The 20,727-nt window shown below is 71.9% G+C and carries 17 protein-coding genes; 9 read left to right on the forward strand and 8 right to left on the reverse strand.

Features of this window, described 5'->3' with window-relative positions:
- The first annotated feature begins 5 nt into the window (after window positions 1–5).
- On the forward strand, window positions 6–983 hold the full coding sequence (locus IE269_RS29260) for a DMT family transporter (RefSeq protein WP_229898347.1): 978 nt from the start codon (window positions 6–8) through the stop codon (window positions 981–983).
- A gap of 76 nt (window positions 984–1,059) precedes the next feature.
- Here IE269_RS29260 and IE269_RS29265 read toward each other — a convergent pair whose 3' ends face one another.
- On the reverse strand, window positions 1,060–1,773 hold the full coding sequence (locus IE269_RS29265) for a pyridoxamine 5'-phosphate oxidase family protein (RefSeq protein ID WP_189826211.1): 714 nt from the start codon (window positions 1,771–1,773) through the stop codon (window positions 1,060–1,062).
- A gap of 35 nt (window positions 1,774–1,808) precedes the next feature.
- Between IE269_RS29265 and IE269_RS29270 the strand changes: the two genes are divergently transcribed.
- The gene (locus IE269_RS29270) at window positions 1,809–3,146 is read left to right on the forward strand and encodes an aminotransferase class I/II-fold pyridoxal phosphate-dependent enzyme (RefSeq protein WP_189826212.1); all 1,338 of its coding nucleotides are present in this window, start codon (window positions 1,809–1,811) and stop codon (window positions 3,144–3,146) included.
- Between the two features lie 5 nt (window positions 3,147–3,151).
- Here the strand turns inward: IE269_RS29270 and IE269_RS29275 are convergent, their stop codons facing one another.
- On the reverse strand, window positions 3,152–4,105 hold the full coding sequence (locus IE269_RS29275) for a DMT family transporter (RefSeq protein WP_229898348.1): 954 nt from the start codon (window positions 4,103–4,105) through the stop codon (window positions 3,152–3,154).
- A 74-nt stretch (window positions 4,106–4,179) separates the two neighbouring features.
- On the opposite strand from IE269_RS29275, the gene IE269_RS29280 reads away from it, so the two are divergent.
- Complete coding sequence (locus tag IE269_RS29280) at window positions 4,180–5,085, forward strand: LysR family transcriptional regulator (protein ID WP_189826214.1); 906 nt, start codon at window positions 4,180–4,182, stop codon at window positions 5,083–5,085.
- Window positions 5,086–5,151: 66 nt separating this feature from the next.
- Here the strand turns inward: IE269_RS29280 and IE269_RS29285 are convergent, their stop codons facing one another.
- The gene (locus IE269_RS29285) at window positions 5,152–5,628 is read right to left on the reverse strand and encodes a pyridoxamine 5'-phosphate oxidase family protein (protein WP_189826215.1); all 477 of its coding nucleotides are present in this window, start codon (window positions 5,626–5,628) and stop codon (window positions 5,152–5,154) included.
- A 173-nt stretch (window positions 5,629–5,801) separates the two neighbouring features.
- Between IE269_RS29285 and IE269_RS29290 the strand changes: the two genes are divergently transcribed.
- Complete coding sequence (locus IE269_RS29290) at window positions 5,802–6,455, forward strand: cysteine hydrolase family protein (protein WP_189826216.1); 654 nt, start codon at window positions 5,802–5,804, stop codon at window positions 6,453–6,455.
- On the opposite strand, the gene IE269_RS29295 is transcribed toward IE269_RS29290, so the two are convergent.
- The gene (locus IE269_RS29295; protein WP_189826217.1) at window positions 6,452–7,543 is read right to left on the reverse strand and encodes a DUF5937 family protein; all 1,092 of its coding nucleotides are present in this window, start codon (window positions 7,541–7,543) and stop codon (window positions 6,452–6,454) included. The two genes, IE269_RS29290 and IE269_RS29295, sit on opposite strands and share 4 nt — an antisense overlap.
- Window positions 7,544–7,660: 117 nt before the next feature.
- Here IE269_RS29295 and IE269_RS29300 point away from each other — a divergent pair, with 117 nt between their 5' ends.
- Window positions 7,661–8,869: an MFS transporter gene (locus tag IE269_RS29300; RefSeq protein ID WP_189826218.1), complete on the forward strand. Its 1,209-nt coding sequence runs from the start codon at window positions 7,661–7,663 to the stop codon at window positions 8,867–8,869.
- Here IE269_RS29300 and IE269_RS29305 read toward each other — a convergent pair.
- The 4 genes from IE269_RS29305 to aspT (IE269_RS29320) form a co-directional block, all read right to left on the reverse strand.
- Complete coding sequence (locus IE269_RS29305) at window positions 8,757–10,394, reverse strand: bifunctional phosphatase PAP2/diacylglycerol kinase family protein (protein WP_189826219.1); 1,638 nt, start codon at window positions 10,392–10,394, stop codon at window positions 8,757–8,759. The two genes, IE269_RS29300 and IE269_RS29305, sit on opposite strands and share 113 nt — an antisense overlap.
- Before the next feature lie 161 nt (window positions 10,395–10,555).
- Window positions 10,556–12,205: a bifunctional aspartate transaminase/aspartate 4-decarboxylase gene (locus IE269_RS29310; RefSeq protein WP_189826220.1), complete on the reverse strand. Its 1,650-nt coding sequence runs from the start codon at window positions 12,203–12,205 to the stop codon at window positions 10,556–10,558.
- A 29-nt stretch (window positions 12,206–12,234) separates the two neighbouring features.
- Window positions 12,235–13,938, reverse strand: a complete 1,704-nt coding sequence (aspT, locus tag IE269_RS29315; RefSeq protein ID WP_189826221.1) for an aspartate-alanine antiporter — start codon at window positions 13,936–13,938, stop codon at window positions 12,235–12,237.
- 3 nt (window positions 13,939–13,941) lie between these two features.
- Window positions 13,942–15,627: an aspartate-alanine antiporter gene (aspT, locus tag IE269_RS29320; protein WP_189826222.1), complete on the reverse strand. Its 1,686-nt coding sequence runs from the start codon at window positions 15,625–15,627 to the stop codon at window positions 13,942–13,944.
- Between the two features lie 216 nt (window positions 15,628–15,843).
- Between aspT (IE269_RS29320) and IE269_RS29325 the strand changes: the two genes are divergently transcribed.
- The 4 genes from IE269_RS29325 to IE269_RS29340 all read left to right on the forward strand — a co-directional run bounded on the left by IE269_RS29325 (window position 15,844) and on the right by IE269_RS29340 (window position 20,677).
- A complete protein-coding gene (locus IE269_RS29325) occupies window positions 15,844–16,482 on the forward strand; it encodes an HdeD family acid-resistance protein (protein WP_189826223.1) in 639 nt (212 codons plus the stop codon).
- An 82-nt stretch (window positions 16,483–16,564) separates the two neighbouring features.
- The gene (locus tag IE269_RS29330; protein ID WP_189826224.1) at window positions 16,565–17,479 is read left to right on the forward strand and encodes an ABC transporter ATP-binding protein; all 915 of its coding nucleotides are present in this window, start codon (window positions 16,565–16,567) and stop codon (window positions 17,477–17,479) included.
- Between the two features lie 106 nt (window positions 17,480–17,585).
- Window positions 17,586–18,575 carry an iron-siderophore ABC transporter substrate-binding protein gene (locus IE269_RS29335; protein ID WP_189826225.1) on the forward strand — a complete coding sequence of 330 codons (990 nt, stop codon included), beginning with the start codon at window positions 17,586–17,588 and terminating at the stop codon, window positions 18,573–18,575.
- A 23-nt stretch (window positions 18,576–18,598) separates the two neighbouring features.
- Window positions 18,599–20,677 (forward strand): iron ABC transporter permease, encoded by a 2,079-nt coding sequence (locus IE269_RS29340; RefSeq protein WP_189826226.1) that lies wholly within the window; start codon window positions 18,599–18,601, stop codon window positions 20,675–20,677.
- Window positions 20,678–20,727 lie beyond the last annotated feature (50 nt).

The raw sequence follows: 20,727 nt of genomic DNA on the forward strand, positions 1-20,727 counted from the left end.
GTCACGTGTCCGAGAGTGTTGTTGTTGTACGTTCCGCAGGTCTGTCCGTCGGGCGGGGCCTGCTGTATCTGACCGTCGCCGGAGTCGCCTGGGGGACTGCCGGGGCGGCTGCCGCGCTGGTCTTCGGGGCCAGCGATCTGGGTCCGCTGTCGCTGTCGTTCTGGCGGTGTGCGGGCGGGCTGCTGCTGTTGCTGGCGGTACGGGCCTGCACCGGCCGGCGTCGGGAGCCCGTGGTGGCCGAACCCCGGGTGCGGCGTCTCGCCCGCGTGCTGGCGACCGGGCTCGCGCTCACCGTGTTCCAGAGCGCCTACTTCGCCGCCGTGCAGGCGACCGGGCTCGCCGTGGCGACGGTCGTCACGCTGGGGGCGGGGCCCGTGTTCATCGCGCTGGGCGCGCGGGTGCTGCTGGGGGAGCGGCTCGGCGGCGGCGGAGTGTGCGCCGTCGCGGGGGCGCTGGCGGGGCTCGCCGTGCTGACGCTGGGCGGCGACGGCGGGGCTGTGCGGCCCGGTGGCGTACTGCTGGCGCTGCTGTCGGCGGCCGCGTACGCGGTGATGACGCTGCTCACGCGGTGGCTCGGGCGGGACGGGGGCGGGGGCGACCCCGTCGCCACGTGCGCCGGGACCTTCGCGGTCGGGACGGTGTGCCTGCTGCCGTTCGCGCTGGCGGAGGGGCTGCTGCCGCACGCCGGTGAACTCGGCGTGGTGATCGGGCTGTTGGTGTACGTCGCGGCCGTGCCGACCGCGCTCGCCTACGCGCTGTACTTCGCGGGGGCGGCGGTCGTGCGGTCCGCGACCGTGTCCGTGATCATGCTGCTCGAACCGGTCAGCGCGGCCGTCATCGCGGTCGTCCTGCTCGGCGAGGAGCTGACGGCGGCCACCGTGCTGGGCACGTTGCTGCTGCTCACGGCGGTGGCGGGGCTGGCGTACGGGGAGGCGCGGGAAGCGGCGCGGGCGAGGCGGGCGGCGGTGGCTGCAGGGGGCTGAGGCGCGGGGGTGCGTGGCGCGGTGGCGGGCATGGTGGGGCGCCGCCGCGCCGCCGCGCCGCCGCGCCGGCCTCGCGTCAGTGCTGGAGGGCGCCGAGGTAGTCGGGCAGGGCGACGGCCGGGTCGAGGTCGTCGGCCGGGATCGGCAGGCCGTAGCCGCGGGTCAGGGGAACGACGCCGGTCCAGTGCGGGAGGGCGGCGTCCTCGGGCTCGTCGTTGGGGCCGCCGGTGCGGACCTTCGCCGACACTTCGTCAAGGTCCAGGCGCAGTACGGCTGTTGCGGCCAGCTCCTTGGCGTTCGCGGGGCGGGAGTCGCGGGAGCGGCCCGGGACGACGTGGTCGACGAGGGCGTCGAGGGCGATGCGCCGCTCCTCCTCGTCGACGACCGGGCGGGCCGTGCCGAGGACGACGACCGAGCGGTAGTTGATGGAGTGGTGGAAGGCGGACCGGGCCAGGACCAGTCCGTCGACGTGCGTGACGGTCAGGCAGACCTTGATGCCCGGGGCCTCCTCGGTGCGCCCGGCGGCGCGCAGCGGGCGCGATCCGGTCGAGCCGTGGACGTACAGGCGATCGCCGATCCGGCCGTAGAGCGTCGGCAGGACGACGGGGGCGCCGTCGCGGACGAAGCCGAGGTGGCAGACGTAGGCATCGTCGAGTATCGAGTGCACCAGTTCGCGGTCGTAGGAGGCGCGGTCGGGGGAGCGGGTGGGGACGGTGCGATCGGTGGGGGTGTAGGCGGCGGGGGCGTCGGTCGTGCTGCCGCTGCCGCTGCCGGTGATGCTGTCCTGCATTGCGCTCTCCATTGCACTAGTGCATACTGTCTTTTGTGCTAGGAGAGTATCGGATCAGTGGCAGGCGTGCAGCAGAAATTTCCGCGAGCGTGGAGCGGGGGGTGGGCGAGGGTGCACTGAAACCCGGTCAACTCCTGCCGCCCATGCGGGAGTTGGCGAACGAGCTCGGGGTGAATCCCAATACGGTCGCGTCCGCATACCGGACTCTGCGCGAGCGCGGGGTGATCGAGACGGCCGGACGACGGGGCAGCCGCATCCGCGCGCGCCCGGCCGTGACCGCGCGCGAGTCGATCCGGGCGGATGTGCCCGCAGGCGTACGGGACTTGAGCAAGGGCAACCCGGACGTCGCCCTGCTCCCCTCCCTGCGGGACGCGATGGCCTGGGCCGTGGAGCGCGCCGACGCGGAGCCCGTCCTGTACGGGGAGGAGGCCGTCGAGCCGGAGCTGGAACGGCTGGCGCGGGCGGGCTTCGACGCGGCGGGAGTGCCGGACGGGCCGGTGGCGGTCGCTTCGGGCTCGCTGGACGCCATCGAGCGGGTGCTCGCCGTGCATCTGAAGCCGGGCGACGCGGTCGCCGTGGAGGATCCCGGCTGGGGCGCGATGCTCGACCTGGTGCCCGCGCTGGGGCTGAAGGCGGTGCCGGTGGCGGTGGACGACGAGGGCCCGCTGCCGGACGAGGTGGAGCGGGCGCTGCGGGGCGGGGCGCGGGCGGTCGTGGTGACGGCGCGGGCGCAGAACCCGACGGGGGCGGCGGTCGGTGCCGTGCGGGCGGCGGAGCTGCGGGAGGTGCTGGCGGCGCACCCGTCGGTCCTGCTGGTCGAGGACGACCACGGGCACGGGATCGTGGACCTGCCGGTGCATGTGGTGGCCGGGACGAGCGGCGGGCCCTGGGTGTTCGTACGGTCGGTGTCCAAGGGGTACGGGCCGGACCTGCGGGTCGCCGTGATGACCGGCGACGCGGAGACCGTGGACCGGGTGCGGGGGCGGCAGCGGCTGGGGCCCGGGTGGGTGAGCCGGCTGCTCCAGCAGGCGGTCGTACGGCTGTGGACCACGGGGGCCGTGGACACGGAGGCGGTCGCGCGGTCGTACGGAGAACGACGCGACGCGCTGGTTACGGCGCTGGCGGAACGGGGGGTGCGGGCGCACGGGCGGAGCGGGATGAACGTGTGGGTGCCGGTGGGGGACGAGACGGGGGTGGTGGCGCGGATGCTCTATGCGGGGTGGGCCGTGGCGCCGGGGGCCCGCTTCCGGGTGCGGGCGGGGGCGGGGGTGAGGGTCACCGTGTCCACGCTGGGGGTCGGCGAGGTGGGAGCGGTGGCGGATGCGGTGGTGGAGGCGATCGGGGAGGTGGGGGTGGGGCGGAGGTACGAGTAAGGCGGTCAGGGGGTCTTGCGGGGTTGGGTGAGGAAGGCGCCGGCGAGCACGACGAGGGCGCCGACCGGAGTGTTCCAGGTGAGGTGTTCGTCGAGGAGGGTGACGCCGGCGGCGGTGGCGATCACCGGGATGAAGTAGGTGACCATCTGGGCCGTGGTGGGGCCGACCTCGGTGACCAGGCCGTACTGGATCAGCATCGCGAGGCCCGTGCCCAGGGCGCCGAGGGCGATGACGGAGAAGAGGGGGAGGAGGGGGAAGTGGGTGGGGAGGGTGGTGAAGAGGGGGGTGACGACGGCCAGTTGGGCCGTGGCGAGGAGGAGCTGGGTGCCGGTCATGGAGAGGGCGGAGTCCTTGCTGCCGCCCAGCGTGCGGCGCAGGTAGATCCAGCCGATCGGGTAGCTGAGGGAGGCCAGCAGGGCCATCACGGTGCCCGCCGGGTCGACGCCCGAGAAGCCCTGCCACGCGCCGAGCACCGTCAGCACGCCGAGGAACCCGAGACCGAGACCGGCCACCCGGCGGCGGGTGGGGCGGTCCTCGGAGAGCGCGACGAGCGAGAGCGCCATCCCCCAGAGCGGGGAGGTCGCGTTGCAGATGCCCGCGAGCGTCGAGGGGATCGTCAGCTCGGAGTAGGCGAAGAGGGAGAACGGGAGGGCGTTCAGGAAGAACGCGGCGACCGTGAGATGACCCCAGGTGCGCAGGGAGCGCGGCAGCCGTTCGCGCTTGAGCGCCATCGCCGCGACCAGCACGAGTGCCCCGAACAGCAGCCTGCCGAAGGTGACCTGGAAGGGGGCGAAGCCCTCCGTGCCGACCTTGATGAACAGGAAGCTGAAGCCCCAGATCAGGGCGAGTGCGGCGAAGCGGATGCGCCAGTCGAGCGCCCGGCGGCGGGAGGGGGCCGGGGTGGGAGCGGGGGCGGGCGGTGCGGTCGTGCGGCTCGGGGCCGAGGGCGCGGGGGTCATGGTTGCCACCATGGGCCGATCCGACCTCGTAGCACAAGCAACTTTTCGTGGCGGTACCGCTTAGCATTGCTTACATGTTGAATCTGGAGAGGCTGCGCACCCTGGACGCCCTTGCCCGGCACGGGTCGGTCAGCGGGGCGGCGGAGGGGCTGCACGTCACCACCTCGGCGGTGTCGCAGCAGATGGCCAAGCTGGAGCGCGAGATCGGGGAGCCGCTGCTCGCCAAGAACGGGCGGGGGGTCCGGCTCACGGAGGCCGGACGGCTGCTCGCCGGGCACGCCGCCGCCATCCTGTCGCAGGCGGAGCGCGCCCAGGCCGACATCGAGGCGCAGCGGGGCCGGGTCGTCGGTGATCTGTCGGTGGCCGCGTTCCCGACGGCGGCCCGTGGTCTCGTGCCCCCGGCGCTGGCGGCGCTGCGCGAGAGGCATCCCCAACTCCGCGTGAAAATGCGGGAGGTGGAGCCCGATGCGGCGGTACGGGGCGTGGTGCGCGGCGACTACGACGTCGCCGTGGTGCTCGACTGGTACAACAAGCCGCTCTCCATGCCCGCCGGGCTCGCCAAGCGTGAACTCCTCGACGACCCTGCGGACGTGGCGATGCCGGTCGGGCATCCGCTCGCCGGGCGCGGTGAGGTGGACCTGGCGGAGTTCGCCGACGACGACTGGGTGACGTGGGCGGAGGGCGAGTTCTGCCACGAGTGGCTGCTGCTGACGCTGCGGGGAGTGGGGGTGGAGCCCCGGCTCGCCCATGTGGCGGAGGAGCATGCCACCCAACTCGCCCTGGTGGAGGCAGGGTTGGGGGTGTGCATCGCGCCCAGGCTCGGGCGGGGGCCGGTGCCCGAGGGGGTGCGTGTGGTTCCCGTACGGCATGCCATGCGGCGGCATGTGCACGCGGTGTGGCGCGCCGACGCGGACCGGCGGCCCTCGATCAGGGCGGCGGTGGAGGCGCTGGCGGTGGCGGGGGAGCGGGTGGCGAGCTGAGCACTCCGGGGCGGGTCGTCTCCGGGGCGGGTCCGCCTCCGGTGCGCGTCGGTCTTCGCCGGGGGCTCAGAGGGCGGCCAGCTTGCGGAAGTCCCACGAGGCGATGGCGTCCGGGGTCAGGCGCAGCCAGGCGTGGCGGCCGTCGTGGGGCATCTCGGTCAGGCCGAAGTACTTCTGGGTGAACATCCCCTCGGGGGCGTCGAGTTCGGGGCACGGCTCGCCGGTGCGGGGGGCCTCGCCGACGAAGACGGCGGTGCCGGAGAGTTCGACGCCGCGCAGGTCCCCGTACTCGACACCGTCGTCGACGACGACCGCGATGCGGGGGTCCTTGCGGAGCTGGGCCCAGCGGCGGCTGCGGGTGATCGAGTACAGCCACAGCGAGGTGCCGTCCCAGACGAACCACAGCGCGCCGATGTGCGGGGCGCCGTCCGAGGAGACCGTGGCGACCCGGCAGGTGCGCTGTTCGGTGAGGTAGGCGTCGCGTTCGGCAGTCGTCATCATGATGCGGCGGCCGCGCCGCTGGGGGTGCGTCTCGGTGGTCATCCGGGCTCCTGTGGAAGATTTCTGATGCGTCGTCAGGTGCTGCATGTGGAAGGTTCTGATGCGCCGTCAGATGCTGTGTGCGGAAAGCATGCGGGCTCTTCCCTCGGTACGCAATGGCCGTTAGGGTCGCGGCCCCGTTGGCCGGTGGTGTGAGTCTTCGAAGGGGCGTCGCCATGTCGTTGTACGAACAGCTCGTGGCCCAGCTCGATCCCGCAACGACCGTGCTGCTCACGGTGGAGTGCCAGGAGGGGGTGGTGGGGGAGGACAGCGCCCTGCCCGAACTCGCCGCGCAGGCACGGAAGTCGGGGGTGCTGGCGAACGTCGCCCGGCTGGTGTCGGCGGCGCACGGGGCCGGGGTGCAGGTGGTGCACGCGGTGGCGGAGCGGCGGGCGGACGGGCGGGGGGCGAACCGCAACGCGCGGCTGTTCCGGGCGGCGGAGAGGCTGCCGGTGCGGCAGATCGTGGGGTCGCCGGCGGTGCGGGTGGCGGCGCCGATCGAGGTGGCGGAGGAGGACTTCGTGGTGGGGCGGCTGCACGGGCTGTCGCCGGTGGCGGGGACGGGGGTGGACGCTCTGCTGCGGAACCTGGGGTGCCGGGACGTGGTGGTGGTCGGGGTGTCGGCGAACGTGGCGGTGCCGAACGCGGTCTTCGACCTGGTGAACCTGGGGTACGGGGTGGTGGTGGCGGAGGATGCGGTGGCGGGGGTGCCGGAGGAGTACGTGGGGGCGGTGATGAGGCATTCGTTGGGGTTGGTGGCGAGGGTGGTGGGGGCGGGGGAGATCTGGGGGGTGTGGGAACGCGACTCCGCTTTGGGGCAGGGGGTTTAGCGCAGGACTGCGGAGAGGAGGTCCGTGCCGAGGGTGGCGACGGTGGGGAGGTGCAGCGTGTGGTGGACGTAGCGGCCCCGGCGGCGGGAGGTGAGGAGGCCGGCGGCGCGGAGGACTGCCAGGTGGCGGGAGGTTTCCGGCAGGGAGAGCTCCCAGGCGTGGGCCAGCTCGCCGGTGGTGTGCGGGCCGCGGGCCAGCGTGCGCAGCAGGCGCAGGCGCAAGGGGTGGGTGAGGGCTTCCAGCCGTAGCGTGACGGTGTCCAGGGGGACGGGGAATGCGGTCGCCGGGGCCTGTGCGGGCACGGGGTACTGGACCACCGGGTGCCAGCCCGGGGCGTGGACCACCACCAGGTGGGGGTCGGCGAAGACGCTCGGGATGAAGGTGACCCCGGTGTCCTGGGCGGTGGTCGCCTTGTCCTGCAACTTGTCGATGAGGATGCGGTCGGCGTCCGGCGAGAGGGCGACCGCGCCGGACACCGAGGCGAGGGCCGCCGCGAGACCCTGGCGGCGGAAGAGGTCGCTCTTCAGACGCAGGTCGGTGGCCAGTCGTACGACGATGTCCGCCCAGACGGCGTCGAAGAAGGCGGCGGCGCACTGTTCGAGAGTGTCGCGCAGCCGGGACCGTACGGCGGCCGGGTCGGTGAGGAGGCGCTCGGCGAAGGCCTCCTGGCGCGGGCCGCGCGCCTGGGCCCGGCTCAGGGCGCGTTCGCGGGCGGCCGGGTCGGTGAGGGGGGACGCGGTCGCGAAGGGGGTCCGGGTGCTGCCGCAGGTGGAGACGAGGGCGGCCGTCACGTAGGTGTCGTCGTCGATGCGGTCGACGTCGTCCAGCTCCTCGGCGAGGGTCGCGCGGGGGCGGGCCGGGAGGAGGAAGTCGGCCTGTGAGGAGCGCCAGAGGAACTCCGCCTCGCGGAGCCGCTCGGCCAGCTCGGGCCGCAGGCCGGACCGTACCTCCGCGACGAGGGCGGTCTGTTCCGGATGGTGCTCGGGTGCGGCGAGGACGTGCAGCATCGCGGTCAGCTCGGCCAGCGGGGAGGCGGCGAACCGCAGGCGCTCGGGCGGCAGGCCGCTGATGTCGATCTTCAGCGTCACGGTTCCATGATGGCGGACGGGGGCGTTGGGTCCGGAGGGCGGGAAGCGAGGAGTGTCAGTTGGCGGAGATCGTCAAGCCGCGTGGGGGGTTCGGCGGGCGGCGGGACCGTGGGGGACATGGCACTCACCACCACCCCCCTCCGGCCCAAGGCCCTCGTGCAGGCGTCCGGCGGGCCTCGTTACGCCGTCGCGCTCGGCGTTGACGCCCTCGGTACCGGGCTGTTGCGGCCGTTTTTGTTGTTGTACGGGGTGACCGTGCTCCAGTTGTCCGCGCCCGTCACCGGGATCGCCATGACGGCCGGTGTTGTGGTGGGGCTTGCGTGCATGCCGTTGGTCGGCGTGTGGCTGGACCGGGGGGCGCGCAGTGCGGTCGTCGCCGCGGCGATGTTCGTACGGGTCGTGGGTGTGGGGTTGTTGCTGGTCACCCCGGTGGGGAGCGCCGGGGCGTTCGGGGCGGCGGCGCTGCTGCTCGGGGTCGGGAACCAGGCCTTCCCCGCCGCCCATGCCGCGCTGGTGGCGACGGTCGCCCACGGGCGGGACCGGGACAACGCCCTGGCCGCAGGGCGGGCGTTGCGCAACGCCGGGATGGGGGTGGGTGCGCTCCTGGCCACCGTGTGTCTGGCGGGTGGGCCGGCGGCGCTGCGGCTGCTGGCCGCCGCGACCGGGCTGGCGTGTCTCGTCGCGGCCGTCCTGGCCCGGTCGGTGCGTGTCGCGGCGGAGCCGGTGGCGGTCGGGAGTGAGGAGGGCGGCGGGCCCGTGCCCCGGACCGGTGCGTTGCTGGGGGCCAATGCGGTGTACGCGTTCTGCCTCAACGTGCCCGAGATCGCGCTGCCGTTGGTGTTGGTGACGCAGTTGCACGCCTCGCCCGTCTGGTCGGCGGTGATCTTCGTCGCCAACACGGTGCTGGTCGTCACCTTGCAAGTGCCGCTCACCGCCTGGGCGGCACGCTTCTCCCGGCGGACCGTGCTGGTCGTCGCCGGGGTGGTGCTCGCCGTGTCGTACGGGGGGTTCCTCGCCGCCACTTCGTTGGGCGGCGGGTGGGGCGCGCCTGCGGTAGCGGTCGTGTCGGTGGTGTGCACGCTGGGCGAGATCCTCTACGCGGGCAGCGCGACCGCGCTCGTCACCGTGCTCGCGCCGCGCCGTGCGCTGGGGCAGGTGCTGGCCCGGTTCGAGCTGTCCACCGGGGTCGGGCTCGCGGTGTCCCCGACGGTCATCACCGGTCTCGCCCCTCACGGTCCGGCCGCTCTGTGGGGCGGCCTCGCCACTGCGACGCTCCTCGCAGCCGGAGCTGTTGCCAGGGAGAAGGGGAGCCGTCCGGGGGAGTGAGGTGGGCGGTGGCGGTCAGGAACTGCTGGCGGATCTCGCCCAGGTCGGCGGCCGGGCTGTAGACCGTGAGCACGCCCCGCGACTTCGTCAGACGCAGGGAGTCCGGGGAGGGGGTCGTCTCGCCGTCGTGGGCGAGGAGGTCGACGTCGGTCAGGCCGTCGAGAGCGAGCTTCTCGACACGTTGGGTGTGGAAGATCCGGGAGCGGTTCAGGGCGCCGCCGAGCGTGGAGATCGCCAGGCGGGTGCGGGCCAGGCGGGCGTCGGCGTCGACCGTACGGACGTCGAGCAGCCCCTCGTCCAGATGCGCGCGGTGGGAGGGGGCCAGACCGTCCGGGTAGTAGTGGCCGTTTCCGGCGAACAGCAGCCACAGGGTGCGGGGTTCGCCGTCGATGCGCAGGTGGATGGGGGTGGCGTCGCGGAGGACGGAGAGCAGGGAGAGCGCGGCGGCCGGCCACTTGCCGATGCGGTCCTCCAACTTCTCGCGGCGGCGCACCAGTTCCGGGTAGAGGCCGATGCTGAAGGTGTTCACGAAGTCGGTCACCGGGGTGCCCTCGCCGTCCAGCACATGGGCGAGGTCCACCCGTACCGCTTCGCCGTGCTGGACCGCGTGCGCCGTGTCCTCGAAGGTGTCCGCGCCCGCGTCCAGGGAGAAGTGGTTGAGGGTGCCGCCGGGGAAGACCGCGAGGGCCAGGCCCGCCTCGGCCGCGCGGGACGCGGCCGCGCTCACCGTGCCGTCGCCGCCGCACACGCCGAGGACACCGGCCGACTCCTTGGCCCGTACGACTGCCTTGTCGAGGATCTCCAGGAGGTCCTGGTCCTGTTCGCGGACGATGATCTCCGCCTCGGGGAGCAGGATGCGCAGGTGCTCGTGGGCGGGGATGCGGCCCGGAACGCCCTTGCCGGAACCGGAGTTGGCGACGACGACCAGGCCCGCGCCCCGGGGGAGCGCCGGCGCTTCGACGCGGGTGCGGCCGTTGCGTACGTACGGGGGGCGCGGGGGCCACCAGTAGCAGGTGACCGCGGCGGCCGCCACGCCGAGCGCGCAGCCCGCCAGGACGTCGCCGGGGTAGTGCACGCCGACGTACACCCGGGAGAAGGCGACGGCGGCGGCGAGCGGGGCGAGGAGGGCGCCGTAGCGGGGGGCTTCCAGCGCGACGCCGGCGACGAAGGCCGCGGCCGACGCGGAGTGGCCGGAGGGGAAGGAGGAGGTCCAGGGGGCCTTTGCCGGGCGGCGGACGAAGGGGACGCGGTCGGTGGAGGGGCGGTGGCGGCGGACCGCGTACTTGGCGACGGCGTTGGTGCTGAGGGAGGCCAGGGCGAGGGAGCCGAGGCCGCGGCGGGCGGCGCGGCGGGCCTTGGGTCCGCCGAGTGCCGCCAGGGTGGCGGCGGAGGCGAACCAGAGGCGGCCGTGGTTGGCGGCTTTCGAGAGGGCGGGGAGGGCTTGGTCCGCGCCCGGGATGTGGGCGGCGGCGACCCTCTCGAACCACTCGTGGTCGAGGCGGCTGAGGCGGGAGCGGTGCTGCATGGAGGCTCCGTGGGGGTGCGCGGTGCGGGGGCTGGCCGGGGGGTGGGGCGCCTGTCCGGCGCTGGGAGTTCCGCTGTGCCCACCCGTTCCGCCCTGCGGAACGCCTGCCCACAGCGTGGACAGAGTGAGGCCCGCAGTCAGGCGGGCACAGCGGTGAGCTGTCAGCCCTTGGACTGCTGCCACTCCGCGATGTAGTCGTCGAAGATCTTGCGGAGGTGGTGGCCGATCTGGAGGTAGTCGAGGTCGTCCAGGTTGGCCAGGGAGGCGCGGACGGACCACTCGGGGCCGTCGAAGCCGCCGCCGTTGAGGAGGACCACCGAGGTCTGCTCGGCGAGGCGGAACAGCGGGTCGACCGGCTCGTAGTTCTGCTCCAGGAAGTCGGCGAATTCCTTGCCCTGCACGCGCTCGGCCTCCGCGAGGAGGTCCAGCTCGATGTAGTAGCCCGCCCGCTTCGGGTCCTCGGCGATCTTCATCTGCGCGCCTTCGAGCAGCAGGTCGAGGCGGCGGTTGACGATCGCGCGGATCCGGTGCTTGTACTCCTGGCCCTCCTCCAGCATGTCGAAGAGGGAGAAGAGGACCATCATGACCTGCTGGGGGAGCGAGAGGCCCGCGGTGTGGTTCAGCGCGACCTGGCGGGAGTCCGCGACCAGGCGGTCGATGAAGCGGATCTTCTCGGGCTCCAGGGTGAGGGTCCCGTACCGCTTGCTGAGGCGGTCCTTGTCCTCCTGCGGCTGCGCGTCGATCATCGCGTCGATCACGTTGTCGTCGTGCAGGCCGATCACGCCGATGCGCCAGCCGGTCGCGCCGTAGTGCTTGGAGTACGAGTACACCAGCAGCGTGTTGCGGGGGAGGTCGGCGGCGATCGAGCGGAAGCCCTCCACGAAGGTGCCGTACACGTCGTCCGTGACGATCACCAGGTTCGGGTTGGAGGTGGCGACGATCTCCTTGATCTGGTCGGTGACCCGCTGCGAGAGCGCGAGGGACGGCGGGTTGCTGGGGTTGACCAGGCAGACCATCTTGATGGAGGGGTCCTCCAGCTTGGCGACCTCCTCGGTCGGGTAGCGCCACTCGCGCACCCCGTTCTCGGCGAACATGCTCGCCTCGACGTAGACCACGTCGAAGCCGTACGTGTCCAGCTCCGGGATCTCCAGGTACGGGGTGAACACCGGCACCATCAAAGCGATCCGGTCGCCCTTCTTCAGCACCCCGTTCTTCATCAGGGAGTCGAAGATGTAGCACATGGCCGCCGTGCCGCCCTCGGTGGCGAAGACGCTGAGGTTGTCCGCCGGGGGGTTCTTGTCGAACATCTCGTCCTGGAGGTAGCCGCGGACGACCTTCTCGCAGTGGACCAGCATGCGGTCCGGGCTCGGGTAGTTGTCGCCGATCATCGAGTCGGCCATCTCGTGCACGAAGTCGTCCCGTACGAACCCGAAGCGCTCCACCGCCAGGTCGAAGCTCGCCTTGAGCATCTCGATGCCCGGCAGGTCCGGATGCGTACGCACGAAGCGTTCGAAGCGTTCGCCCGCGCCCGACTTCTCCGGCATGCCGCCCAGGTTGTCGGCCGTCCACACCCGGCGGGACTCGCTCAGCGCGAAGTAGCCGAGGGCGTAGAAGGCCTCGCGGGGGCCGGTGGCGACCCAGTTCGGGTTGCCGCGGCCCGCGTTGAGCATGGTGCGGGCGGCCTCGCCCTTCTGGCCGGGCTTGTCGGCCTGCTGGGCCTCGGCGAGCTTGATGAACTCGGCCTTCAGCTCGAAGGGGCTGAGGGAGGAGAGCCGCTTCATTTCCTCGCGGCTGTACGTGGCCTTGGGCATGGTGCAACTCCTGGATTCGGTACGGGCGTTCAGTGGTGGAGGAGGACGACGACCGCGCCCCAGATGGTCAGCAGCACGTTTCCGACGGCGTACGGAATCGTGTAACCGAGCGTCGGGATCTGGGACTTGGCGTTCTCGTTGAGGGCGCCGATCGCGGCGGTGGTGGTCTGTCCGCCCGCCAGGACGCCCATCAGGATCGGGAAGCGGATCTTCTGCACGTAGTGGCCGAAGAGGAAGCCGACGACCAGCGGGATCACCGTGGTGACCGCGCCGAAGACCAGCAGCCCCCAGCCGGCCGTGGACAGGCCGCTGGTGAAGCTGGGGCCCGCGTTGATGCCGACGATCGCCACGAACATGCACAGTCCGAGCGTGTCCATCAGCCACTGCGCACCCGGCGGCACATTGCCGAACGTCGGGTACTTGCCGCGCAGATAGCCGAAGACCAGGCCCATGATCAGGCCGCCGCCGGAGGTCGACAGCGAGATCGGTACACCGCCGGCGGTGAGCGCCGGGATGCCGATGCAGCCGCCGAGGAAGATGCCGAGGCCGACCCAGATCATGTCGGTCGCGAAGGAGGTGGGGACCGGCTTGCCGATCTTCTTGCCCGCCGGGTCCACCAGGCGCTTGGGCCCGGACAGGATCAGCGTGTCGCCCCGCTCCAGCTTCGTGGAGAGGCGGTAGGGGAACTCCGCGCCCGACCGGTACAGCTTGTCGACGTACACGCCGACCATGAACGGCTCGCGGCGCAGGTCCGCGACGGTCTTGCCGAGCTGGGCCTTCTCGGAGGCGACGACGTGCAGGTGCTCGGTCTGGTAGCCGAGGAGTTCGACGTCGTCGGCCTCGCCGCCGATGTGGGTGCGGGCGTCGTACGCCACCAGGTCGCCGCGCAGGGCGCTGACCGCGACGACGTCGCCCTCGGCGAGGACCGTCGACTGGGACTGCGGGAGGATCTCGCCGTCGCGTCTGACCTGGGTGAGGTAGATGCGGCGGCCCAGTTCCTTCTGCTGGTTCTCGAAGTCCTCGATGGAGCGGCCCACGATGTCGGGGCGCTGCACGGTGTACGCGCGCAGCACCACCTCGTAGTAGCCCGCGCCCAGGTCGGGGTTGTCGCTGGGGGCGTCCATCTCCTTGGCGAGCGTGGCGCTCTCGGCGGCCAGGTTGCGCCGGTAGAGGCGGGGCAGGACGTTGGCGAGCAGCATCGCGCAGAGGATCGTGCCGAGCGGGTACGTCACCGCGTAGCCGACCGCGACGAGGTTCTCCTCGGACTTCGCGTCGGCGCCGCTGAGCCCCGGCAGGGTGCTGATCGCGTCCTGGGCGACGCCGATCGCCGCCGACTGCGTGAGCGAGCCGCTCATCAGGCCGGCGGTGAGCCCGGGACCGTACCCCAGCATGGCCGCGAAACCCCAGGCGACCAGCAGTCCGGTCACGCAGACGACGACCGCGTTGAGGACCTGCGGCAGGCCGTCCTTCTTCAGGCCCCGGAAGAACTGGGGGCCGACCTTGTAGCCGAGGGCGAACAGAAACATGATGAAGAACAGGTCCTTCACCGTGCCGTTGACCGGCACCTTCAGCTGCGCGCCGAAGAGCAGGCCCATCACCAGGCAGCCGGTGACCGCGCCCAGCGCGATCGTCTTGTAGTGGATCTTCCCGACCAGGAAGCCGAGTGCGACGACCAGGAAGACGAGCAGTTCGGGGTGCGGCTTGAAGATGTCCCGCACCAGGAAATCGATCATGGGTCAGGCCCCCAGAACGCCGACGAGGATGGGCCCCGTCAGCGGGAGAAGGAAGTTGGAGAGGGTGTAGGTGATCGTGTAGCCGAGCATCGGTACCGAGCTCTGGGCCGTCTGGGTGATGGAGGTGATCGCCGGGGTCGAGCACTGCTGTCCGGCGATGGCGCCGATCAGCAGCGGCTTCTCGATCTTCAGGAGCTTGCGGCCGACGAGCAGGGAGAGCGTCGCGGGTACGAGCACCATGGCGATTCCGGCGAAGGGCAGCAGCGCCCCGTACTCCTTGAGCAGCGGCCATGCCTGCGGGCCCGAGACCAGGCCCGTACAGGCGATGAACAGGGCCAGGCCCATGTCCTTGAGCGTGGTCGCGGCCTGCGGGGGGAACGCGCCGAAGGTCTGCGAGCGGGAGCGGAACCAGCCGAAGAGCAGGCCCGAGATCAGGCAGCCGCCGCCGGTGCCGAGCGAGAGCGGGACGTCGCCGAGCTTGACGACCAACTGGCCGATCAGGGAGCCGACGACGATGCCCAGGCCCAGGTAGATGAAGTCGGTGGCGTCGTTCTTGACCACCGCGCCGATCTTGGCGACCAGCTTGGAGAGCCCGGAGCGCGCGCCGACCAGGGTGAGGACGTCGCCGCGGTGGACGACGGTGTCGCCGTTGGCGGGCAGCTGCTGGTCGCCGCGCAGGACGTCGGTGATGTAGACGCCGTCCTTGATGAACTCCGGGTGCTGCGCCTGGAGTTGGTCGATGGTGAGCCCGTCGGTGGCCTTGTCGGTCACCGCGATCTGGCGGGAGGTCAGCGGGGTGTCGAGGCCGGGGATGCCCGGGGTCTCCGGGCCGATGAGCCGGCCCGCCTCGATGATGTTGGCCCGCCGGCCCACGATCAGGACCAGGTCGGAGAGGCCGAGGCGGAAGTTCGGGGCGGCCGGGTAGACCTTGCTGCCGCGCTTGACGGCCTCGACCGTGATGCGGCCGTCGAGCCCCGATTCCAGGTCGCCGACGGTGCGGCCGTCGGCGTGCGTCACCAGATACGTACGTCCCACCAGGCCCGGGAGCGCGGCGCGTTCGTCGGACTCCAGGGCGCCCTGGCCGCTGCCGCCGCGCATCTTCTCCCACAGCTCGCGGGAGGCGTCGGCGAGGTTGATGCGCAGCAGCATCGGCATGATCTGGCTGGTGTAGAGCACGATCGTGATCAGGCCGAAGAGGTAGCAGACGGTGTACGCGGTGGCCACGTGCCCCTGGTACTGGCTGATCTGGTCCGGGGTGAGGTCGCCGAGCTTGCCGATCGCCTCCGTCGCCGTACCGACCACCGCGGACTCGGTGGCCGCGCCCGCGAGGATGCCGGACGCGGTGCCGACGTCGAGGTCGAAGGCCTTCGCGAGGCCGAACGCGATGCCCAGCACGCTGATCAGCTCGATGAAGCAGAGCGCGAAGAAGCGCAGGCTCTTGCGGTTGAGATTCGAGAAGAACTGCGGGCCCGCCATGTAGCCGAGCGAGAAGATGAACAGGGCGAAGAAGACGTTCTTCACGTCGCCCGACACCTGCACCTTCGCCCACGCGCCCATCAGCAGCGACACGATCAGCGTGCCGCAGATGCCGCCCAGGGAGATGGGGCCCACGCGGAGCTTGCCGACCAGGTAGCCGAGGGCCAGGCACAGGAAGAGTGCGAGCTCGGGATGGTCCTTGAGAACGCCCATAGTCGTCAGATCCCAGAGAGAAGGGGAGGAAACGGAGCAAAGCGTGACTAGTCGCCCAACGTAGCAACCCGGTTACGGGTCGGCATGTCCGGAGACGGGCGGGGCCTCGCTCGCCGTGCGGGAGCGGTGACTGTTTGTTCTAGTGGAGTGATCGGCGGTTCACCGGCCCGCGCACACCGGCCGGTCCCGGCACTTCCTCGGCAGGAGGAGTCACCCATGACCACGGATCAGGCCACCCCGCACACCCCGCCCACCGACGGGCCGCAGGGCCCGCAGTGGGGCCCGCGCCCCGAGGAGGGCCCGCTGCACCGGCTGGGCAAGGGGGCCTGGCAGGCGGTGCTCGCCGCCGGACTCGCGGCACTGGTGCTGGGCGTCATGGTGCTTGCCTGGCCGGGTGCCACGCTGCTCGCCGTCGCCGTGCTCTTCGGCGTCTACCTGGTGGTCAGCGGTGTGATGCAACTGGTCGCCGCGTTCGGCACGCACGTCTCGACGGCCCTGCGGGTGATGGCCTTCATCAGTGGTGTGCTGTCGATCCTGCTCGGCCTGTTCTGCTTCCGCGGTGCGATGCAGTCACTGCTTCTGCTCGCCCTGTGGATCGGCATCGGCTGGCTGTTCCGCGGCATCACCCAGACGATCGCCGCAGCTTCCGACCCCGCCGTTCCGGCCCGTGGCTGGCAGATCTGCCTCGGCATTCTCACCGTCATCGGCGGTGTCGTGCTGATCAGCTCGCCGCTGGACTCGGTCGCCGTGCTCACCGTCATCGGCGGGTGCTGGCTGGTCGCGACCGGCATTGTCGAGGTCGTCACCGCGTTCAGCATCCGCAGCAAGGCGAAGAAGGTGCCGCGCGAGCTCTGAGCCGGAGAGGCCGAGCCTCCGTCAGGGCGGGAACGGGAGAGGGTGTTTTCGGCCAAGTTTAGGTTAGGCTAACCTTCAGTCTGTGAAAGCCGGTGAAGAACTTCCGCAGGCCACGACGCCCCGTGGCCACACCCTCAACGCCACGGGCGTGACGGTGGCGTACGACGGTGTCGACGTCGTGCACGAGGCGTCCCTGGAGCTTTCGCCCGGCCGGGTCACCGTCCTGGTCGGGCCGAACGGCAGCGGGAAGTCCACGCTGCTGCGCACCGTCGCCCGCCTCCAGCAGCCCCGGCACGCGGCGCTCACCCTCGACAAGGGCACCGACGGCTTCGCCCTGACCCCCCGTGAGTTCTCCCGGCACGTCGCCCTGCTGACCCAGGGGCGGCCCACGCCCAGCGGGCTCAGCGTGCGCGACGTCGTGGAGTTCGGCCGCTACCCCTACCGGGGGCGCTGGGGCAAGGCCGACCCGGGCGGCCGCGAGGCCGTGGACCGGGCGCTCGCGATGACCGGCGTCACCGAACTCGCCGAGCGCGGCGTCGAGCACCTCTCCGGCGGCCAGCTCCAGCGGGTGTGGCTCGCCGGGTGCCTCGCGCAGGAGACCGGTGTACTGCTCCTGGACGAGCCGACGACGTATCTCGACCTGCGCTACCAGGTGGAACTGCTCGACCTCATACGGGACTTGGCCGACGACCACGGCATCGCCGTCGGCGTCGTCCTGCACGACCTCGACCAGACGGCCGCCGTCGCCGACCGCATCGTCCTGCTGAAGGCGGGCCGCGTGATCGCCGACGGCACCCCCGAGGACGTCCTCACCCCGGAGCGCCTGACCGACACGTACGGCATCCGCATCGAGGTCTCCACCGACCCGCTGACCGGGAAGCTGCGCACCCGCGCCCTCGGCCGGCACCACACCCGGCGCACCTCCGACGGCGTACGCATGCTCGACAGCGACGCCCCGCAGAGCGAGACGGCCGCGCAGGTCGACGTGCACGCCTGACCCCAGACTTCTCCCTCCGCTCCACCCTCCGCCCGACGCGCACCCCGCGCACTCCGAACTGCTCGACGCGCACCCCCGCGCACTCCGAAAGGCTCAAGTCCCCGTCATGAAGCGACACCTCCTCCTCGCCGCCGCGGCCACCACCACGGCCGTCCTCGCCCTCAGCGCCTGCGGCACCACCGAGCCCGCCGCGGACAAGAAGACGGACAAGAAGGTCTCCGAGGCCATCACGCTCACCGGCGGCGACGGCAAGACGGTCAAGCTCGACGCCCCGGCCAAGAAGGTCGTCGGCACCGAGTGGGACGTCGTCGAGCACCTCGTCTCGCTCGGCGTCGAGCCGGTCGGCGTCGCCGACGTCAAGGGCTACACCGACTGGGACAAGGCCGCCCCGCTCACCAAGTCCCCCAAGGACATCGGCACCCGCGGCGAGCCCAGCATGGACACCGTCGCGGGCCTGGCCCCCGACCTCATCGTCGCCACCACGGACCTTCCCCCGGCCGCCGTGAAGCAGCTGGAGAAGATAGCCCCGGTCCTGAACCTGAAGGCGGCCGACGCCAAGGATCCGATCGGCACGATGACCGCCAACCTGGACCTCATCGCCAAGGCCACCGGCACCACCGCCAAGGGCGACGAGCTCAAGAAGAGCTTCGAGGCCAAGCTGGCCTCCGCCAAGGCGGAGCTGGAGAAGAACGGCCACAAGGGCACCAAGTTCGCCTTCGCCGACGGTTACGCCAACGGCAGCCAGGTCAGCCTGCGCGCCTTCACCAAGGGCTCCCTGTTCGGCGCGGTCAACGACCGGCTCGGCCTGGTCAACCCGTGGAAGGTCGAGGGCGACAAGGCGTACGGCCTGGGCGCCACCGACGTCGAGGGCCTGACCAAGCTCGACAAGGACACCCACTTCGGCTACATCTCCAACGACGCCGACAAGAGCAGCACCGTCTTCGACAACCAGCTCAAGGACAACGCCGTCTGGAAGTCCCTGCCGTTCGTCAAGGACAAGAAGACCTACCGTCTGCCCGACGGCGTCTGGATGTTCGGCGGCACCGCCTCGATGGAGAAGTACGCCGACTCCCTCGTCGCCGCCCTGAAGAAGTAACGAGGGGACACGAAGCAACCACCATGGCCGTCACCACCACCGCACCCGCCGCCCCCACCCCGGCGGCGGTCTCCCGGAAGGGCGGCGCGGTAGCGGTGACGGCCGCTCTCGTCCTGCTGGTCGCCGTCCTCGCCGTCGTCGACATCACCCAGGGCACCGCCCGTGTCGGCGCCGCCGAGGTCTTCAAGGCGCTCACCGGACAGGCCGACACGGGGGACTCCTCCGTCGTGCTCGCCTCCCGGCTGCCGCGCATGGCCGCCGGAATCCTCGTCGGCGCGATCCTCGGCATGGCGGGCACCGCCCTCCAGTCCGTCACCCGCAACGTCCTGGCCGCACCCGACACCCTCGCCGTCAACGCCGGTTCCTACCTGGCGCTCGGCGTCGTCGCCACCACCGGCATCTCCCTGCCGCTGCTGGCCTCCTCCGGCGTCGCCTTCGTCGGCGCGCTCGCCGCCGCCGCGATCGTCCTCGGCATGTCCGGGCTCGGCGCGGGCACCGTCCGCCTCGTCCTCGCGGGCACCGCCCTCACCCTGGGCCTCACCGCCGTCACCGAGGGCCTGCAACTGCTCTTCCCCCTGGAGACCGACGGGCTCCGCCACTGGAACCAGGGCAGCATCGCCCAGAACGGTTTCGGCGGCGTCCTGTCCATGCTTCCGCTGCTGGTGATCGGGCTCGTCGGGCTGATGCTCGTGGCCCGCCGGGTCGACGCGCTGGCACTCGGCGACGATGCGGCCCGCGGCCTCGGCGTCAACGTCCGCTCCACCCGCGTCATCACCGTCGTCCTCGCCGCACTGCTGTCCGCCGCGGCCGTCACGCTCGCCGGGCCCATCGGCTTCGTCGGCCTGGTCGCCCCGGCCGTCGTCCGCGTCCTGGCCCGCCGCTACCGCGTCTTCGCCAAGGTCCGCGGGAACGTCCCGGCCTCCGCGCTCATCGGCATGGTCCTGGTCCTCGGCGCGGATGTCGTGCTGCGCTCCCTGGTGCCCTCCGACACCGCCGTGTCGGTGCCCACCGGCGTCGTCACCAGCCTCGTCGGCGCCGTCTTCCTGGTCACCCTCGCCACCAGGGGCCGCGACCTGGGCGCCGCGTCGCCGCCGGACAAACTGCGCATCCGCAGCCGTACGGTCTTCGTGACCGTCACCGGTGTCCTCGTCGCCGTCCTGGCCGGTGTTCTGATCGCCTCCGTGCTCCTCGGCGACTCCAAGCTCCTGCTCGGCGACGTCGTCAACTGGGCGCAGGGCAACGCGGTCCGCTCCGTCGCCTTCGTCCTCGACACCCGCGTGCCGCGCGTCTTCGCCGCCGTCCTCGCGGGCGCGGCCCTGGCACTGGCGGGCACCCTCATCCAGGCCGTCACCCGCAACCCGCTCGCCGAACCCGGCGTCATGGGAGTCTCCGGCGGCGCGGCGCTCGGCGCGGTCGTCCTGGTGACGACCGTCCCGCTGGCCGGGCCGGTCGGCATGGCGCTCGCCGCCTTCGCGGGCGCGGCCGTCGCCGCCGTCATCGTCTTCGGGCTCTCCGCGCGCGGCGGCTTCCAGCAGAACCGCCTGGTCCTGGTCGGCATGGGTGTCGCCACCGCGACCACCGCACTGATCGGCCTGCTGCTCGTACTGACCGACCCGTTCAACGCGATCAAGGCGCTGACCTGGCTGTCCGGTTCGACGTACGGGCGCACCTTCCCCGACATGGTGCCGCTGACCGTCGTGCTGGTGCTGGGGATCGTGGTGGCCTTCGTACGGCGCACCGAGCTGGACCTCGTCTCCCTCGACGAGGACACCCCACGTCTGCTCGGCCTGGGGCTCTCCCGCTCCCGCCTCGTCCTGCTCGCCCTCGGCGTGCTGCTGAGCGCGTCGGCCGTCGCCGCCGCCGGAACCATCGCCTTCGTCGGCCTGGTCGCCCCGCACGCCGCCCGCGCCCTGGTGGGCCGCAGGCACGTGCGGGTGGTGCCGGTGGCGATCCTGCTCGGCGCGGTGCTGGTGGGCGTCGCGGACATGATCGGCCGTACGGTCATCGCGCCCGCCCAGATCGGCGCGGGCATCGTCACCGCGGTCATCGGCACGCCGTACTTCCTGTGGCTTCTGGTACGGAGCCGGGGCGACGCCCGGTAGACACGCGGAACCGGGGCGACGCCCGGTAGACACGCGGAACCGGGGCGACG

This window comes from Streptomyces spiroverticillatus (assembly GCA_014650415.1).
Classification (GTDB): domain Bacteria; phylum Actinomycetota; class Actinomycetes; order Streptomycetales; family Streptomycetaceae; genus Streptomyces; species Streptomyces spiroverticillatus.